The following is a 15987-nucleotide window of genomic DNA, read 5'->3' as shown; positions in this document are numbered from 1 at the left end:
GTATGAATAAATTAGTAATAGCAACTAGAGTATCTGATTTAGCACTTTGGCAAGCTTATCATATAAAAGCCAGAGTGGAAGCAAGTTATCCAGAGATAACTGTTGAGTTGAATAAAATTGTAAGTAATGGTGATAAAGTCTTAGATAAGCCATTGGCATTAATAGGTGGAAAAGGTCACTTTACAAAAGAGTTAGAGGATGAGATGCTAGCAGGAAATGCTGATATTGCAGTTCATAGTTTAAAAGATGTTCCTACATACATTCCAGAAGGTTTAGAACTGGTAGCTGTTACACAGCGTCAAGATCAGAGTGATGTTTTTCTATCACACAAACATGCAACTCTTGAAGATTTACCTCAAGGAGCAGTAGTTGGAACAACTAGTTTAAGAAGAAGAATGCAACTTCTACAGCAACGTCCAGATCTTAAAGTAAAAGATTTAAGAGGTAATGTAAACACTAGACTTAGAAAACTTTCTGAGGGTCAATATGATGCAATTATCTTAGCTTGGATTGGTCTTCATAGATTAGATTTACTTAAAGATGTTCCATTTACTCAAAAATTATCACTGGATATGATGATACCTCCAATGGGGCAGGCTGCTCTTGGAATAGAGATAGTCTGTGGTAATGCTAAAGTAAGAGAGATAGCTGAAAGTTTAAAAGATTTAAATACATTTATCTGTACACAAATAGAGAGAGATTTTATCTCTAAAATAGGAGCTGGCTGTTCTGCTCCGGTTGCCTGTAATGCTGTAATTGATGATAATATAATTACTTTTAGGGTTATGTTGGGCTTTCCTGATGGCACAAATATAATGCAAGAAAAAGTAGTTATAAATGTTGAAGATAGTGACAATTTAGGTTCAGAACTAGCTAAAAAAATGATAGATAATGGTGCTTTAGAATTATTAAAAGATGCAGAAAAAATCGCATTTAAAGATGAAATGCCACAAAGATTATAAAATAATCTAAATAAAATCAAAGAAATATTATGAAAAAAACAATAGAACTTTTAAAAAAAAATAATGAATTAAGAGTTATTGATGATGAACTAGATATATATTTAGAAATTCCTCACTTAGCTTACGCAGAGGTAAAGAAAAAAGATGGCGGTAAGGCTATCCTTTTTACGAATGTAGTTGATAAAAAAAGCGGCAAAAAATTCAGTGAACCTGTGTTTATGAATGTTTTTGGTTCATATAAACGATGTGAACTTTTGTTTGGCCGTACAATAGAGTCAGTAGCTGATGAGATTACAAATTTACTGCATATGAAACCACCTGAAGGTTTTTTAAATAAAATTTCTATGGCTAAAGAGCTTTTTTCACTTAAAAATATTTTTCCAAAACGTTTAAAAGGCAAGGGCGCTTGTCAAGAAGTTGTATATCTAAATGAAGATATAGACTTGTCAAAACTACCGGTTTTAACAACTTGGGAACAAGATGGTGGCCCTTTTATTACAATGGGTCAGGTTTATACTCAAAGCTTAGATGGCGAGTTGGTTAACCTTGGGATGTATAGACTTCAAGTTTATGACAAAGATCATTTAGGAATGCACTGGCAGATTCATAAAGACTCGTCTCACTTTTTCGATCAATATCAAAAAGCTGGTAAGAAGATGCCTGTTTCTGTTGCTATAGGTGGTGATCCACTTTATACTTGGTGTGCTACTGCTCCTCTTCCATACGGAGTAAATGAACTTTTAATGTATGGACTTATAAAAAAAGAACCAGCTAAGTTAGTAAAGTCTTTAACCACTCCTCTATATATTCCAGCAGATGTTGATTATGTGATTGAAGGCTGGGTTGACACGCAAGATATGAGAATAGAAGGACCTTTTGGTGATCATACTGGTTACTACACTTTAGAAGAACCATATCCAGTGATGCAAGTTAGTGCAATAACTACTAGAAAAAATCCGACATTTTTAGCGACTGTTGTTGGAAAGCCACCTTTAGAAGATAAGTACATGGGTTGGGCAACTGGTAAGATTTTCTTTCCTTTGTTAAAGACAACTGTTCCTGATTTAATTGATTATCATATGCCTGAAAATGCAGGTTTTCATAACCTTATATTAGCTAAGATGCAACCACACTACAAGGGGCATGCAAAACAATTTATGCATGCTTTTTGGGGTGCAGGACAGATGAGTTTTGTAAAGCATGCAATCTTTTTAGATGAGAACTCTCCAAAGCTTGGTAATTATGAAGCTTTGACTTCATATATATTAGATAGATTCACTCCAAAATCTCTTTTTATATCAGAAGGTATTCTAGATGCTCTTGACCACTCATCCCCAGAAACGCTTGTTGGTGGAAAACTTGGTATTGATGCTACTGCTGCTCATAAAGTAGAACCACCACAACTTTTAGGCGATGAAGAACTGCTTCACAGAATTCAAGAAGTAATACCAGATGCAACAGGTGTACATCAATATATGAGACGTACAAAAAACCCAGTAACAGTTATTAGTGTAAATAAAACTAAATCAGCAAAAGATTATTTTGATGCACTTGTTGATTTAAGTACAAATATCAGAATCGTTATTTTTGTGGATGAAAAGAAAAATGATATATTAAATCCATATATGCTAATTTGGCGTGTTACGAATAATATGGATGCACTTAGAGATGTGTTTATTTCAGGATTAATGGTTGGAGTTGACGGCACAAATAAAACTGCTCTAGACGGTTTTACTCGCGAATGGCCTGATGATGTCGATTGTACTCCAAATGTGGTAGAAGAATTAAAAGCAAAAGGCTTGTGGGACTTAGATGAGAAGCTCTATAAAGAGTTTCAATTATAGCTGATTTCATTACAAAATTGTGATTTTTATTATTTATAAGGTTAATATAATATTTTCTAATGTAATATGAGAAATAACTATTTTGAGGTTCCATTAATGAATAAAATCTTTTTACTATTTATTACAATTTCTATTTTTTCTTTTTCTCCTTTAAGCGCCGCTGTGTACAAAGGTCAAAAGATTTTTGTGAAAAAATGTGTTGATTGTCATCAGGCTGGGCAAGCATTTATTTCAAAGAAAAAAATTAGAGATTGGAAAAATCTAATGAAGAAGAAGGGTGAACCTCTAGCCGATATTCATCTTAAAAGTGACAAAGCTGAAAAATCATGGAAATACTTTAATAGCAAAAAATATAACAAAGAGTCAAAAGATCTTAAACAGTTTTTAGTAGAATATGCTAAAGATAGCGGAAATGTACCTGCGTGTGACTAATCTGTAAACTCCTCTTTAAACAACTTTAGATAAAATACCAAACTTTTTTATATCGGAGATATTATGGATAAAATGTGGTCAGGTCGTTTTTCTGCGAGTGCCTCAAATTTATTGGATGAGTTTAACGCTTCAATTATGTATGACAGAAAGTTATACAAAGAAGATATTGAAGGTTCACTTGCTCACGCTGCAATGCTTACAAAACAAGAGATTTTAACTACAGAAGAACTTCGTCAAATAACTGATGGTTTAAATCAAGTATTGAGCGAAATAGAATCAGGTGAGTTTGAGTGGAAGATCGGTGATGAAGATCTGCACATGGGTATTGAAAAGCGTTTAACTGCTATTATCGGTGAAGCTGGTAAAAAGCTTCACACTGCTAGAAGTAGAAATGATCAGGTGGCAGTTGACTTTCGTCGTTGGGTTTTAAAGAGAAATTTAGATATCGTAGGTGCTCTTAAACTACTAATGAAAGAGATATTAGTTGTGGCTGAAAAACATACTGAGACTCTTATTCCAGGAATGACTCACCTTCAGCATGCTCAACCTACTAACTTTGGTTTTCACCTAGGTGCTTATCTTGCAATGTTTAAACGTGATATTGCAAGATTTGAAGATTCATACAAGAGAAACAATGTATCTCCTCTTGGTTGTGCTGCATTAGCAGGTACTCCACACAACGTAGATAGAGATATGACAGCACAACTTTTAGGCTTTGATAGTGTTAGTGTTAACTGTTTAGATACAGTTAGTGACAGAGACTTTGCTTTAGAGATTTTATTTAATATCGCAACAATGATGATGCATATTTCTCGTCTAAGTGAAGAACTTGTAATGTGGTCAAGTTATGAGTTTGGTTTTATTGAACTTAGTGATGAATACTCAACAGGTTCATCGATTATGCCACAAAAGAAAAATCCAGATGTTCCAGAACTTCTCCGCGGAAAAACTGGTCGCGTTTATGGATCACTAATGGGACTTTTGACTGTAATGAAAGGACTTCCTTTAGCATACAACAAAGACACTCAAGAAGATAAAGAGGGTGTTTTTGATTCAGTACAAACTGCTCAAATATCTTTAGAGATTTTAAAAGAAGCTATAAAGACTATGGAAGTAAAAGCTCATAATATGGAATCTGCATGTGCAGTTGGGCATTTAGCCGCTACTGATTTAGCTGACTATTTAGTTGAAAAATGCGATATTCCTTTTCGTGAAGCTCACTTTATTACAGGAAAAGCTGTAGCAAAAAGTGAAGAATTGAAAATTGATTTAAGCGATATAGAATTTAAATACCTTAACGATATCGATTCAAGAATAAGCGAAGATGTACTTGAGTTCTTAGTTCTTAAAAATTCTATGAATGCAAGAACTTCTGCCGGTGGTACAGCAACTGTTAGAACTAAAGAGCAGTTAGAACAATTTAAAACTTTTTTAGAAGGTTAATTATTATGAAAGTAAGTGTTTCACATCAAGACGGTATGAAGTTTGAAGCTAAAACTTCTAAAAGTAGTTTTTTAATTGATTGTCCTGTTATCTCTCCAATTGAGTATTTCTTAGCAGGTATCATTACATGTAGTGCTACAGATATAGTTTTGATTCCAAAGAATCAGGATAAAACTGTTACAGATTTAGTTGTAGATGGTGAAGTTGTAAGAAATGAAGCTCATCCATGCAAGTTCAATACTCTGCACCTGACATATAGTTTTAACTCAGATGGTGATGATACTATGGCAGCTCGCTGGGTTATGGCATCGTTAGAGACTTATTGTTCAACTATAAACACTATACGTGATACTACAGCTATCTCTTATTCAATCACACATAATGGTAAACTTATCCGTGAAAATGAACAGATGATTTCTGGTGGTGGCTCAAACATAGATATGGGTGCAATAGAAAGCTGCCCATCTTAAACTGCTAAACTTCTTTATTCCCAAGTTCTCTTGGGAAGACTTTTTTATTACTTTTTTTTATATATTTTAATTTTTACAAATTGATACAAAAAATAATCCGTTTATTTCTAATCACTGTTAAAAAATATTTTAAATATTTTATATGATATAATATTTCTATACAAGCTGTCTGTTTTAAACTAATCTACGATTATGAAAGGATTTGTTTTGGAATTTGTAATAGAAAAAGCTAAACCTGAAAATAGGTCTGATATAATAGATGTCTTAGCACCATGGAATCTACATAAAATACCTTCTCCAGAAGCATTGGAAATTGATTTTGAGTTTTTCTTTGTAGCAAAAGTTATGGGAAAAATTATTGGAGTCTCTGGATATCAATTACTTTCAAATGATATAGCGGAGACAAGATCGCTTGCAGTTTATCCGGAGTTCCAAGGTTCCGGTATTGGTAAAGAACTTCAAGATATCAGACTTGAAGCCATGTCTAAAGCCGGAATCAAAAAAGTCATAACATATACCGATAGGCAAGAGACTATTACTTGGTATAAAAAAAATTATGGATATGTACAAACAGGAATAACTAAAAAGAAGTCTGACCATGGACTTAAAGATGTTGATATCTGGACAAAATTAGAACTTGATTTAACTCAGTATATAAATAAGAAAACTATTATAGTTAGAGATAAACTTAAATATATAGAGTTAAATGAACCAGCGCCATTATCAGCGTATAAACCACTAATAATAAATGTGGCACTAACCGGAATGGTACCTACAAAGAGACTTACTCCTTATGTACCAATCTCAGTAAATGAAATCATAGAAGATGCCATAAAAGTTCATGATGCAGGAGCTAGTATAGTCCATCTTCATGCAAGGGACAAGGATGGTGTTCCAGTATCAGATGCGAAGTATTTTGAAATAATAATCTCTACATTAAGAAGAGAGAGACCAGAACTTATATGTTGTGCTACTACTTCTGGTCGTGGAGGGATTAGTTTTGAAGCACGATCTGAAGTTTTGCATCTGAGTGGAGATGCAAAACCTGATATGGCTAGCCTGACACTTGGATCACTTAACTTTATATCTGGTGCTAGTGTTAACTCTATTGATATGGTTCAACGATTAGCAATACTAATGAAAGAGAAAAATATTATGCCTGAACTCGAAGTTTTTGATACGGGTATGATAAATATGGCAAAGTATCTTGAGCGTCATAATATTATATGCGGGGTTAAGTATTTTAATATACTACTTGGAAATTTAAATACTGCACCTGCTACTTTAAGAGATCTTTCTCATATATACTCATCTCTTCCTGATAACTCTATTTGGGCTGCTGCAGGGCTTGGAGACTTTCAGTTACCTATGAATATGGCTGCAATAATAGCAGGTGGAAATGTTCGTGTTGGACTTGAAGATAATATATATTATGACAGTGCTAGAACAAAGTTAACAACAAACCAAGAGCTGGTAGAGCGTGTTGTAAGAGTGTCAAATGAGCTTGGACGTGAAATCTCTACTCCCGCACAAACACGAAAAATATTAGGACTTTAATATGTATATGCAACATACTCGTAACTTTACTTTTAATATAAGCAGCCCTAAAAAGTTTAACTTTGATCTTCTTGACGATTGGTTGGTCTCAGCACTTAAAATAGAGATAAAAGATCAGAAGGGCTCTAATATACCAATGGAGTCATTGATAAAGAGAGAGTTACTCCTTATACGCTCACTGATGCAGGCTATATTGCTACCATATTTTGATACAGGTGCTCTTTTAAAAGTAAAACAGGATAAGAAAATACCATTACAATGGAGTGCTAGTGTTGCTCTTGTTTATATAGAACATATTCCTGATATATGTTATGAGATGATAATTAACTTTGCAATAAAAAATATTTACTGGATGATGAATACTCAACTAACAGATGAAAATAGAGAAAAATTATATGATAGAATTGAAAAAGAGATCATACATAAACTAAAGGGGATTAGTGGTTCCGGCAAGTCTACTATACCGATACTAACTGCGGCATATGAGAAAAAGATACCATTTTTTCATTTGGGTGGTGGTACATATCAGCTTGGATATGGTTCAAAATCAAGACTAATAAATCGTAGTACCAGTGATTTAGATTCAAGTATCGGTGCAAAACTCTCTAATGATAAGATGATGACATCAAACATTGTTCGTATGGCTGGATTGCCTGCTCCTGTTAACGGAGTAGCGAACAGCGTTAAAAATGCGACAATAATAGCAAAAAAGATAGAGTGGCCTATTGTTATAAAGCCTGCAGATGCTGATCGTGGTGAAGGTGTTACTGTTGGAGTTACAGATGATAAACAATTAAAAATTGCATTTGAGAAAGCAAAACTATTTTCAAGATCTAAAAGAATAATTATAGAAAGAGAAGTTAATGGAGTGGCACATAGGATTTTTATAGCAAAAGATAAGTTAATATATGCAGTAAAACGTTTACCGATTTCTATAGAAGGTGATGGAGTAAAAGAGATCTCTGAACTTATTAAAGAAGAAAATGAGGCTATAAGAAATAATCCTCCATGGTTACGTAAAAAAATATTTCCTGATGATAAAGAAGCAATTGAAGTTATAAAAAAATCAAATTATTCACTAGCATCTATACCTAAAAAAAAGGAACTTGTCCCACTAAGAATCATTGAATCTACAGCATCTGGCGGTACACCTCAAAATGTTACAGATATTATTCATCCTGATAATATTGATATAGCAATAAGAGCGGCTAAACTCTTTGGACTTGAAGTTTCAGGTATAGATATTATCAGTGAAGATATCAAAAAACCATGGCATGTAAATGGAGCTATAATAAATGAAGTAAATTTTGCACCGGCATTTGGTGTAAGTGAAATATCTAAAAGTTATATTCCAGCTTATCTTGATCTTATTTTAGATGATGATGGAAACATACCAATCAGTGTTGTAGTCGGTGGAAACATGGCAATGGATATAGCTTTACAAGAACAGTCTGAATTGATGCAAAAAGGAATATCCTGTTTTGTAAGCAGTCACAATGTAACAATAAACGGATTAAGAAAGGGAATTATACTTCCCTTTAAAAGCTTATATAAAAGATGTAGAGCACTTTTAATGAACCGTCAAGTAGAAGCAATTATTTTAGTAGTTCAGACAGATGAATTTTTATATAGTGGCCTTCCTTGTAGTAATATTAAGAAAGTAACAAATGTAGATGCCAAACTTATTTCATCAAAAAATTTAGAAAATAAAGTATCACAGGATAGAGTAGAAGCTCTAATAAGGTTAATAAATGTGGAATAGATGCATTCAAAAGATATAAAACAGCTTTTAAGATTACAGGATGAGCCTTGTATATCTGTTAGTGATGTAGAAGTTCATGATATACTCATAGCAAACTCGGCAGAGTTTATGGATGAGTTAAAGCAGTCATACATTGATTGGGGAGATGGAGAAAAATGGGTATATGTTCCTAAAAAAAAGATAATTTACACACCTAATATTAAAGGTGACTTTCGTGTTATGCCTTGTATTACAGACTTTAATGGTGGAATAAAAGCTGTTAAAGTCATTGGAACAAATGAAGAAAACAGGACTATAAAAGATAAGATAAGTGTTGGTAAAATGCTTCTTATAGATTGGTATGACAACTACGTCTATGCGACAATAGACGCTTGTATCCTATCTTCTTTTAGAACTGCTGCAATAAGCCTTTTAGCATATTCGCTTATATATAAAAAAAATAATTCTGTTGGGTTACTTGGACTTGGAAGAATAGGTTTTTATACAGCAATTATTTTGCATAGATGGTTAGGAGTGACTCATGTTAACTGTTATGATCCAAATTCTGCAATATGTGAGAAGTTTGAAAAGCTAATATCATTTTATGCCCCTGATATGAGTATAAATCTATTAGACTCTGAAGATACAATTTCTCAATCAAGCTCACTTTTTTTAGCAACTGACTCAGAGACTTCTATACTAAATTCAAATAATAGCTCGCATCTAGAGTTTGTAAGTAGTGTAGGTGCAGATGCTAATAACCTCTCAGAACTAGATGAGTCTCTTGTTGATAAATTTGATATTATTACTGACTCTATTCAATCCATGCTTCTTGGCGATATGAAGATATGGAAAGAGAAGGAATTATTATCAGAAGAGAATGTGACTGAGTTAAAAGATATTATGAACTCAAAGATCAGTATAGAAAAAAATACTTTATTTATTTCAACAGGTATAGCCGTTCAAGATGCACTGATTGGACGATTTATTGTAAATAAATTATCTAAAACATTCATTTCATGACAAATTGCCATCTTTTTTACATTTATTAACTTTATACTTTAGAATATAAAAATAAAATATAAGGAATTTACTATGTTGGAAATGGCAACGGTTTTAGTAGCAACAGGGATTTTAATGATAATAGCATATGAGTTCTCACATGTTATGCAAAAAAGAGAGTGGGGAGAAAACTCTAAAAGTATTTTTTAGAGTTTATTCTATAAATAAATTAACTGCCGTACAGCCTGTAATAAGCACTCATTCTTTGAGAAACTCTTTTTAAGTAGTGCTTTGGTTCGTCATATCTTAAATCTTTCAAAAGCTTGTTATAAACTTCTTCGGGTGACTTTGTATTTATCAGTGGTGCCGCTTTTCTCATATCGTATTTTCTTGTAAAAGCCCATGCTATATTTCCGGCACCTGTATTGTAAGCAGCTATCGTACAAAATAGTCTAGTGTCTGGATTTTTTATATCTTTTAAATACTTGTAGTAGAGTATATGCAGATATGCACTGCCCATTTTAATATTGTTTGAACTATTGTAGAGATAGCTTCCAGAGACAAGTTTTTTCTTTTTATAGAGAAAATTATATGTATCTATACCTGCTGTCCTTGGTACAATTTGCATAAGTCCATACGCAGGTATGTGAGATCTTGCTCTTGGGTTGAAACTGCTTTCTGTGTGCATGACAGCAAAAACTAATGCCATTGGAAGTTTTTGCAGTTTTGCATTCTTTTTTACTTCTTCGTAGTAGATCTTTGATCTCTTAATCATAGTGTCTTCAGGAAGAGCTACATTTAGTGAATAAATTTTTGAATGTTTTACTTTTGTTGACTCTTTAGCTTTTATATTATCGTATTTAACATATTTTTCTACATATGCTTTAACACTTTTTTGAGTTGGCTGCTTTTGAAATACTATAGTAGACAATATTGGCTCTGCTTCAACTTCTCCATCAATTACACCAAAAGGCTTTTTTATTTTTGATAGCTTTTTTTCTAAGGGATCTGTCTCTTGAACTGTTTTTGTATCTATAGTTACTACTTTTGCAAGTGCCATTTCAAGTTTTTGCTTTGCTTCCTCCGGTGAAGAAGCTATAGTTTCTAGAGTAATAATTTCTTTGGAAAAGTCTACATCAGTCCGAGTTTGTTTATCCTCAGTATAAGAGACCCACTTTTCCTTCGTAGATATCTTTGGTTCATCCCAAAAAACTCCAAGTTCTTTTTTATAAGCTTTATAAGCTTTGTTTTGCTCTTCATAATAGGCGTTAAACTCTTCTTCTTGACTCTTTTTATAGATGCCAAACTGTTTTTTCTCTTGATTAAATCCCTGCATCTGCTGATTCTTGAAATCTTGGGCACTTTGTGCAAAAATAGTAGAACTAATACATGCAACTAGAAATAAGTTTTTAATCATTTTTTAAAAGTGCCCTTTAGGGTCTGCGTCACTGAAGTGACCCCATTTTAATTTAGCTCCACCAAGTACATGAAAGTGCAAGTGTTTAACTTCTTGTCCTCCATTATCTCCAATATTTGTAATTACTCTGTATCCACTCTCTTCTATCTTTACTTCTTGTGCAATCTTTTGAATAAAGTCTGTCATATTTGACATCATCTCACCACTAACTTCATTAAAACTATCAACATGAACTTTTGGTATTGCCAATATATGAACGGGAGCTTTTGGATTGATATCATGAAAAGCGATGAAATTATCATCTTCAAGAATAATATTTGATGGTATCTCTTTATTTACGATTTTACAAAATAAACACATTTTTTTTCCTTTTATATGGGTGGCTTGTAATTAAATTATAGCACATAAATTGATAAATGAAGCTATATATAAATTATATTTGACTATAATCTATTTTAAAATTTATGAGGGTAAAGCCTCGCAATTATGGAGACTCTATTGAAAGAGTGGTATGACAAAATAAAAGAAGCACAGAGTGTCGAAAGTATAGAAGAAATTCGTATATCTGTGTTTGGTAAAAAAGGTGTTCTTGCAGCAGAATTTGCAAAGATGAAAACAGCACCAAATGAAGAAAAATCAAAAATAGCTCAAGATTTAAACATACATAAGAGCTCATTGATGAATGAGATGACAGCAAGAAAAATTATTCTTCAAACACAAGAGCTAAAAGAGGCTATGAAAGCTGAGTCTATAGATGTTTCTATGTTTAGTGTTTCTTCTGAAGCTGGTGCATTGCATCCGGTAATGGAGACAATGGACAGAATTGTAGAGTATTTTAGTGCTATGAATTTTGCTGTAAAAACAGGTAATATGGTAGAAGATGATTTTAACAATTTTGAAGCTCTAAACTTACCAAAATATCATCCAGCTAGAGATATGCAGGATACATTTTATTTTAAAGATGAGATGCTACTTCGTACTCACACTTCTCCTGTTCAAATAAGAACTATGATGAGTCATAAACCTCCTATTCGTATGATAGCTCCAGGTGCAGTTTTCCGTCGTGATTATGACTTGACTCACACTCCGATGTTTCATCAGGTTGAAGGACTTCTTGTTGATGATGAAGGCAAAGTTTCTTTTGCTAATTTGAAATATATATTAGAAGATTTTTTAAGATTTATGTTTGGTGATGTGGAAGTTCGTTTCCGTCCATCTTTCTTCCCTTTTACAGAGCCATCAGCAGAGGTGGACATCTCTTGTGTATTTTGTAAAGGCGAGGGTTGTAGAGTATGTTCTAAAACAGGTTGGTTAGAAGTTCTAGGATGTGGGATAGTTGACCCGAATGTTTTTGAAGCAGTTAACTATAAAGATGTTAGCGGATACGCTTTTGGCCTAGGTGTTGAGAGATTTGCGATGTTAATTCATCATATTGGAGATCTTCGTTCACTATTTGAGGGAGATATTAAATTGTTGGAGCAGTTTCAATGATAGTTACAAGAAGTTGGTTAAATGAGTGGATTGACTTAAGCGGAATCACTACTGAAGATTTAGCAAAAACATTCAATGCTATAGGTCTAGAAGTAGATCGTATGCAAAGTTATGAGATTCCTAAAAAGATAATAGTCGGTAGAGTTTTGGAGTGTGAAAAACATCCAGATGCAGATAAATTAAATGTTTGTAAAGTAGATATCGGAACGAGTATTCGCCAGATTGTTTGTGGTGCTTCAAATGTTAGAGAAGGCCTTGATGTCGTAGTAGCTACGATTGGTGCAGTTATGCCCGATGGTACTGTTATCAAACCTGTGAAACTTCGTGGTGTAGAGTCTGAAGGAATGATTTGTAGTGCTAAAGAAATAGGTCTTGAAGATTGCCAAAGTGGGATAATAGAATTAGATAGTAGTATTGGTAAATATGAACTAGGTCAAGAAGTTTGTTCACTAGCTACATTTAGTGATGACCTAATAGAGATCGAACTAACAGCAAATCGTGGTGACTGCCTAAGTATTAGGGGTGTTGCTAGAGATTTAAGTGCTGCATATGATAGACCTGTAAAAGAAACTAATATTAATGAAGATGAAGACAGAAGAGTTGGAATAGGTCGTATTTTAAGCCTTTCTCATGAAAACGATTTAGATGTTAATCTTCGCTACAGAGCGGTTGATTTAAAAGATTTGACTCTTCCTTTTATTGTAAAACTTAGATTAGCACAGATAGAAGACTCTAGAGAAACAGATATAGAGGCTTTAATGCTCTATGTAACTCATAGTAGTGGTGTAATTTTAAGAGCTTATAACTATGGTTTTTTCTGCGCAGAAAATGAGACTATGGCAAAGATTGAACTTAAAAAAGATGAGAATGGATATGCTTCTATCATGTCAAAAGAAAAAGCTTCAACTGTAGGAATTATTCAAGAAGAAGCTTCAAAAGTGACATATAATGAAGGAACTGTTCTTCTTGAAGCCAGTTATATCCCTCCAGATATTATTTCTAAGAAGATGCAAGAGTCTAAGATGGAGTCTGGGCCGATGTACTACAGAACATCAAGAGGAAGTGAGCCTGAATTAAATCAAGGTCTTGATTTTTGTTTGAATCTTATAGAGTCAAATTCTAACTCATCTGTTTTTGGTGGTACAATCGAGCTTTGTGATTCATACGAAAATAAAATTGTAAGTGTTACAAAAAATGAGATCGATGAAATTATCGGTGCTAAGATAGATAAAGTTAAAATAACTAAAATACTAAGAAATTTAGGCTTTGGTACAACTAAGTCGTCATCAGAAAATTTTGTTATATCTGTTCCAAGATTTCGTCATGATATCTCCCATAAACAAGATATTGTTGAAGAGATAGTTCGTCTTGTAGGCATTGATAATATTCCTTCAAAGCCTTTTATATTTTCAGAATCTTCTAAACTTGAAGATGATTATTTTGAATACAAAAAAAGAAGCATCTACAGACATAAAGCAGCACAAAGTGGCTTTTTTGAAAATGTAGCTTTCGTGTTTGATGAGAAAAGAGTTCTAAATGAATATGGATTTAATACTACTGATGAGAAATTAGAGCTTTTAAATCCAATTGTAAGTACATTAGATACTTTAAGACCAACTCTTATGACAGGTCTTTTAAAAGCAGCATCTCAAAATGTTAAAAATGGCGTAACATCAGTTAAGCTTTTTGAAGTTGGCTCAGTATTTAGTCCATTAAGAGAAGAATCTCTTAAAATGTCTTTTATTTTTAGTGGAGATACTCAAAAAGAGAATTTAGCTAATGCCGGAAAACCTCAGAAAGTTGATTTTGCATTTTTTACTCAGAAAATATCTGATGTAATAGGAGAGTTTGAACTTCGTCAATATGAAACTTTACACTCTCTTTCTCACATTTATCAATCTGCTGAGCTTTTACAAAATGGTGAAGTTATGGGAGAGTTGTTCCGTGTACATCCAAATGTAGAAGATAGTTATGGACTTGAAGCAACATATATATGTGAACTTGATTTTGTTAAACTTTCATATGGCTTGAAAATTGCAAAAAAATCATCAAAATATCAAGCAGCTTTTAGAGACCTAAGTATTATTATGCCAGAAGCTATGAGTTATGAAAAAGTTAAAAACGTCATAGAAGCTCACTCAAGTGAAGAGCTTATTAGATTTTATCCAGTAGATAAGTATAGTGATGAGTCATTAGGTGAAAACATGAGCCTTTCTATTCGTTTTGTTCTTCAGTCATTTGATAAAACTCTGGAAGAAGAGGATATTACATCATCTATGGATTCTATTTTAGCAGCTTTAAATAGTGAACTTGGAATTGGACTGAGATGAGTGCAGTAGAAGTTAGCAAAGCAAATAAATTTTCGTTAAAACTGAATACGATAGCTCCGGATAAGTCTATATCACATCGTAGTGCTATGTTTGCAATGCTTGCATCTGGTACTAGTGAAGTTACAAATTTTTTAAGAGCAGAAGATACACTTAACTCTTTAGAGATTGTTAAAAATCTCGGTGCAACTATTGAAGATGATGGTGTAACAATTAAAATCTCTTCAGGTGGTATTAAAGAGCCTTTTGAGATTTTAGATTGTGGTAACTCTGGAACTGGTATAAGACTATTTTGTGGCTTACTTAGCTCAGCTAATGGTCACTTTGTTTTAACTGGTGATAAATATTTACGTAAACGTCCAATGAAACGTGTAACTACTCCTCTTCGTGAAATAGGTGCAGTCATTGATGGCAGAGAAGACTCAAACTTAGCACCACTTAGCATCCGTGGGGCATCTTTAAAAGCATTTGACTATGATTCTAAAATCGCATCTGCACAGGTTAAATCATGCATGATTTTAGCAGCTCTTCGTGCTGATGGAATATGCTCTTATACTGAGCCTGAACTATCTCGTGATCATACAGAGAGAATGTTACAAGGGATGGGAGCTGATATAGTTGTTGATGGTTTGAAAACTACAATAACCCCGATGAAAGAACTTCTTTCTCCTCTTACTATTAGAGTTCCTGCGGATCCATCAAGTGCATTTTTCTTTGCTGTAGCTGCTGCTATTACACCTGATTCGGATATTGTTTTAGAAGGTGTAACATTAAATCCAACTAGGATAGAAGCATTTAAAGCATTAGAAAGAATGGGAGCTAATATCAGTTATGAGCTTACAGATAACAGATATGAGCCAATAGGAGATATACGTGTGAAGTATGCTCCTCTTCACGCTATTACTGTAGAAGACAATATCTCTTGGCTTATAGATGAACTACCAGCTCTTTCAATCGCTTTTGCCTGTGCAACTGGTGAGTCTGTTGTTAAAAATGCTGAAGAACTTCGTGTAAAAGAGAGTGATAGAATTTCTACTGTTGTAGAAGGTCTTCGTGCGTGCGGCATTGAAGTACATGAATACAAAGATGGATATAGAGTTGTCGGTGGTGAGCTCAAACGTGCTACTGTTGACAGCGATGGAGATCATAGAATAGCTATGAGTTTTATTATCGCAGGATTAAGATGTGGGATGAATGTAACTGATTTAGACTGTATAAATACATCATTTCCGAACTTTTTTGAACTACTGCAAAAAATTACAAAAATAGAGTTTAAGCAATAATAATTTTAAGACTCTCGC

General features: G+C 33.4%; 13 protein-coding genes. 11 read left to right on the top strand and 2 right to left on the bottom strand.

From position 1 onward, the window contains the following. Positions 1-2: 2 nt before the first annotated feature. The 8 genes from hemC (at position 3) to SMGD1_RS00710 (ending at position 9472) form a co-directional block, all read left to right on the top strand. Complete coding sequence (hemC, locus tag SMGD1_RS00745) at positions 3-962, top strand: hydroxymethylbilane synthase (RefSeq protein WP_008338632.1); 960 nt, start codon at positions 3-5, stop codon at positions 960-962. A gap of 29 nt (positions 963-991) precedes the next feature. Then, positions 992-2806, top strand: coding sequence for a menaquinone biosynthesis decarboxylase (locus tag SMGD1_RS00740; RefSeq protein ID WP_008338444.1), 1815 nt, complete (start codon positions 992-994; stop codon positions 2804-2806). Between the two features lie 96 nt (positions 2807-2902). Beyond that, on the top strand, positions 2903-3238 hold the full coding sequence (locus SMGD1_RS00735) for a c-type cytochrome (protein ID WP_008338276.1): 336 nt from the start codon (positions 2903-2905) through the stop codon (positions 3236-3238). 63 nt (positions 3239-3301) lie between these two features. Continuing rightward, positions 3302-4681 carry an argininosuccinate lyase gene (gene argH / locus SMGD1_RS00730; RefSeq protein ID WP_008338581.1) on the top strand — a complete coding sequence of 460 codons (1380 nt, stop codon included), beginning with the start codon at positions 3302-3304 and terminating at the stop codon, positions 4679-4681. 5 nt (positions 4682-4686) lie between these two features. Then, positions 4687-5151, top strand: a complete 465-nt coding sequence (locus SMGD1_RS00725) for an OsmC family protein (protein WP_008338517.1) — start codon at positions 4687-4689, stop codon at positions 5149-5151. A 207-nt stretch (positions 5152-5358) separates the two neighbouring features. After that, a complete protein-coding gene (locus SMGD1_RS00720) occupies positions 5359-6708 on the top strand; it encodes a GNAT family N-acetyltransferase (RefSeq protein ID WP_008338196.1) in 1350 nt (449 codons plus the stop codon). A 1-nt stretch (position 6709) separates the two neighbouring features. Beyond that, the gene (locus SMGD1_RS00715) at positions 6710-8470 is read left to right on the top strand and encodes an ATP-binding protein (protein WP_008338596.1); all 1761 of its coding nucleotides are present in this window, start codon (positions 6710-6712) and stop codon (positions 8468-8470) included. After that, a complete protein-coding gene (locus tag SMGD1_RS00710) occupies positions 8471-9472 on the top strand; it encodes an ornithine cyclodeaminase (protein ID WP_008340348.1) in 1002 nt (333 codons plus the stop codon). Positions 9473-9680: 208 nt separating this feature from the next. On the opposite strand, the gene SMGD1_RS00705 is transcribed toward SMGD1_RS00710, so the two are convergent. Both SMGD1_RS00705 and SMGD1_RS00700 read right to left on the bottom strand, forming a co-directional pair. Next, complete coding sequence (locus SMGD1_RS00705; protein WP_008338215.1) at positions 9681-10868, bottom strand: murein transglycosylase domain-containing protein; 1188 nt, start codon at positions 10866-10868, stop codon at positions 9681-9683. Between the two features lie 3 nt (positions 10869-10871). Next, complete coding sequence (locus SMGD1_RS00700; RefSeq protein WP_008338540.1) at positions 10872-11228, bottom strand: histidine triad nucleotide-binding protein; 357 nt, start codon at positions 11226-11228, stop codon at positions 10872-10874. A gap of 126 nt (positions 11229-11354) precedes the next feature. Between SMGD1_RS00700 and pheS the strand changes: the two genes are divergently transcribed. From pheS to aroA, 3 genes are read left to right on the top strand one after another with little or no spacing between them, the layout of a single operon-like run. Further along, positions 11355-12359 (top strand): phenylalanine--tRNA ligase subunit alpha, encoded by a 1005-nt coding sequence (pheS, locus tag SMGD1_RS00695; RefSeq protein ID WP_008338455.1) that lies wholly within the window; start codon positions 11355-11357, stop codon positions 12357-12359. Next, positions 12356-14689 carry a phenylalanine--tRNA ligase subunit beta gene (gene pheT, locus SMGD1_RS00690; RefSeq protein WP_008338216.1) on the top strand — a complete coding sequence of 778 codons (2334 nt, stop codon included), beginning with the start codon at positions 12356-12358 and terminating at the stop codon, positions 14687-14689. Before pheS ends, pheT begins: the two co-directional genes overlap by 4 nt. Beyond that, on the top strand, positions 14686-15969 hold the full coding sequence (gene aroA, locus SMGD1_RS00685) for a 3-phosphoshikimate 1-carboxyvinyltransferase (protein WP_008338279.1): 1284 nt from the start codon (positions 14686-14688) through the stop codon (positions 15967-15969). Before pheT ends, aroA begins: the two co-directional genes overlap by 4 nt. Positions 15970-15987: the final 18 nt, after the last annotated feature.

Origin of the sequence: Sulfurimonas gotlandica GD1 (assembly GCF_000242915.1) — a bacterium.
GTDB classification, from domain to species: Bacteria; Campylobacterota; Campylobacteria; order Campylobacterales; family Sulfurimonadaceae; genus Sulfurimonas; species Sulfurimonas gotlandica.
The sequence above is the reverse complement of the archived record's forward strand: the minus strand, read 5'-3'. Positions and strand labels throughout refer to the sequence as shown.

Bases quoted from the DNA above. Each gene is read 5' to 3' on its own strand.
- SMGD1_RS00725 (WP_008338517.1), top strand. From the start codon at position 4,687: ATGAAAGTAAGTGTTTCACATCAAGACGGTATGAAGTTTGAAGCTAAA.
- hemC (WP_008338632.1), top strand. From the start codon at position 3: ATGAATAAATTAGTAATAGCAACTAGAGTATCTGATTTAGCACTTTGG.
- SMGD1_RS00740 (WP_008338444.1), top strand. From the start codon at position 992: ATGAAAAAAACAATAGAACTTTTAAAAAAAAATAATGAATTAAGAGTT.
- SMGD1_RS00735 (WP_008338276.1), top strand. From the start codon at position 2,903: ATGAATAAAATCTTTTTACTATTTATTACAATTTCTATTTTTTCTTTT.
- SMGD1_RS00715 (WP_008338596.1), top strand. From the start codon at position 6,710: ATGTATATGCAACATACTCGTAACTTTACTTTTAATATAAGCAGCCCT.
- aroA (WP_008338279.1), top strand. From the start codon at position 14,686: ATGAGTGCAGTAGAAGTTAGCAAAGCAAATAAATTTTCGTTAAAACTG.
- SMGD1_RS00710 (WP_008340348.1), top strand. From the start codon at position 8,471: ATGCATTCAAAAGATATAAAACAGCTTTTAAGATTACAGGATGAGCCT.
- pheS (WP_008338455.1), top strand. From the start codon at position 11,355: ATGGAGACTCTATTGAAAGAGTGGTATGACAAAATAAAAGAAGCACAG.
- SMGD1_RS00700 (WP_008338540.1), bottom strand. From the start codon at position 11,228: ATGTGTTTATTTTGTAAAATCGTAAATAAAGAGATACCATCAAATATT.
- SMGD1_RS00705 (WP_008338215.1), bottom strand. From the start codon at position 10,868: ATGATTAAAAACTTATTTCTAGTTGCATGTATTAGTTCTACTATTTTT.
- argH (WP_008338581.1), top strand. From the start codon at position 3,302: ATGGATAAAATGTGGTCAGGTCGTTTTTCTGCGAGTGCCTCAAATTTA.
- pheT (WP_008338216.1), top strand. From the start codon at position 12,356: ATGATAGTTACAAGAAGTTGGTTAAATGAGTGGATTGACTTAAGCGGA.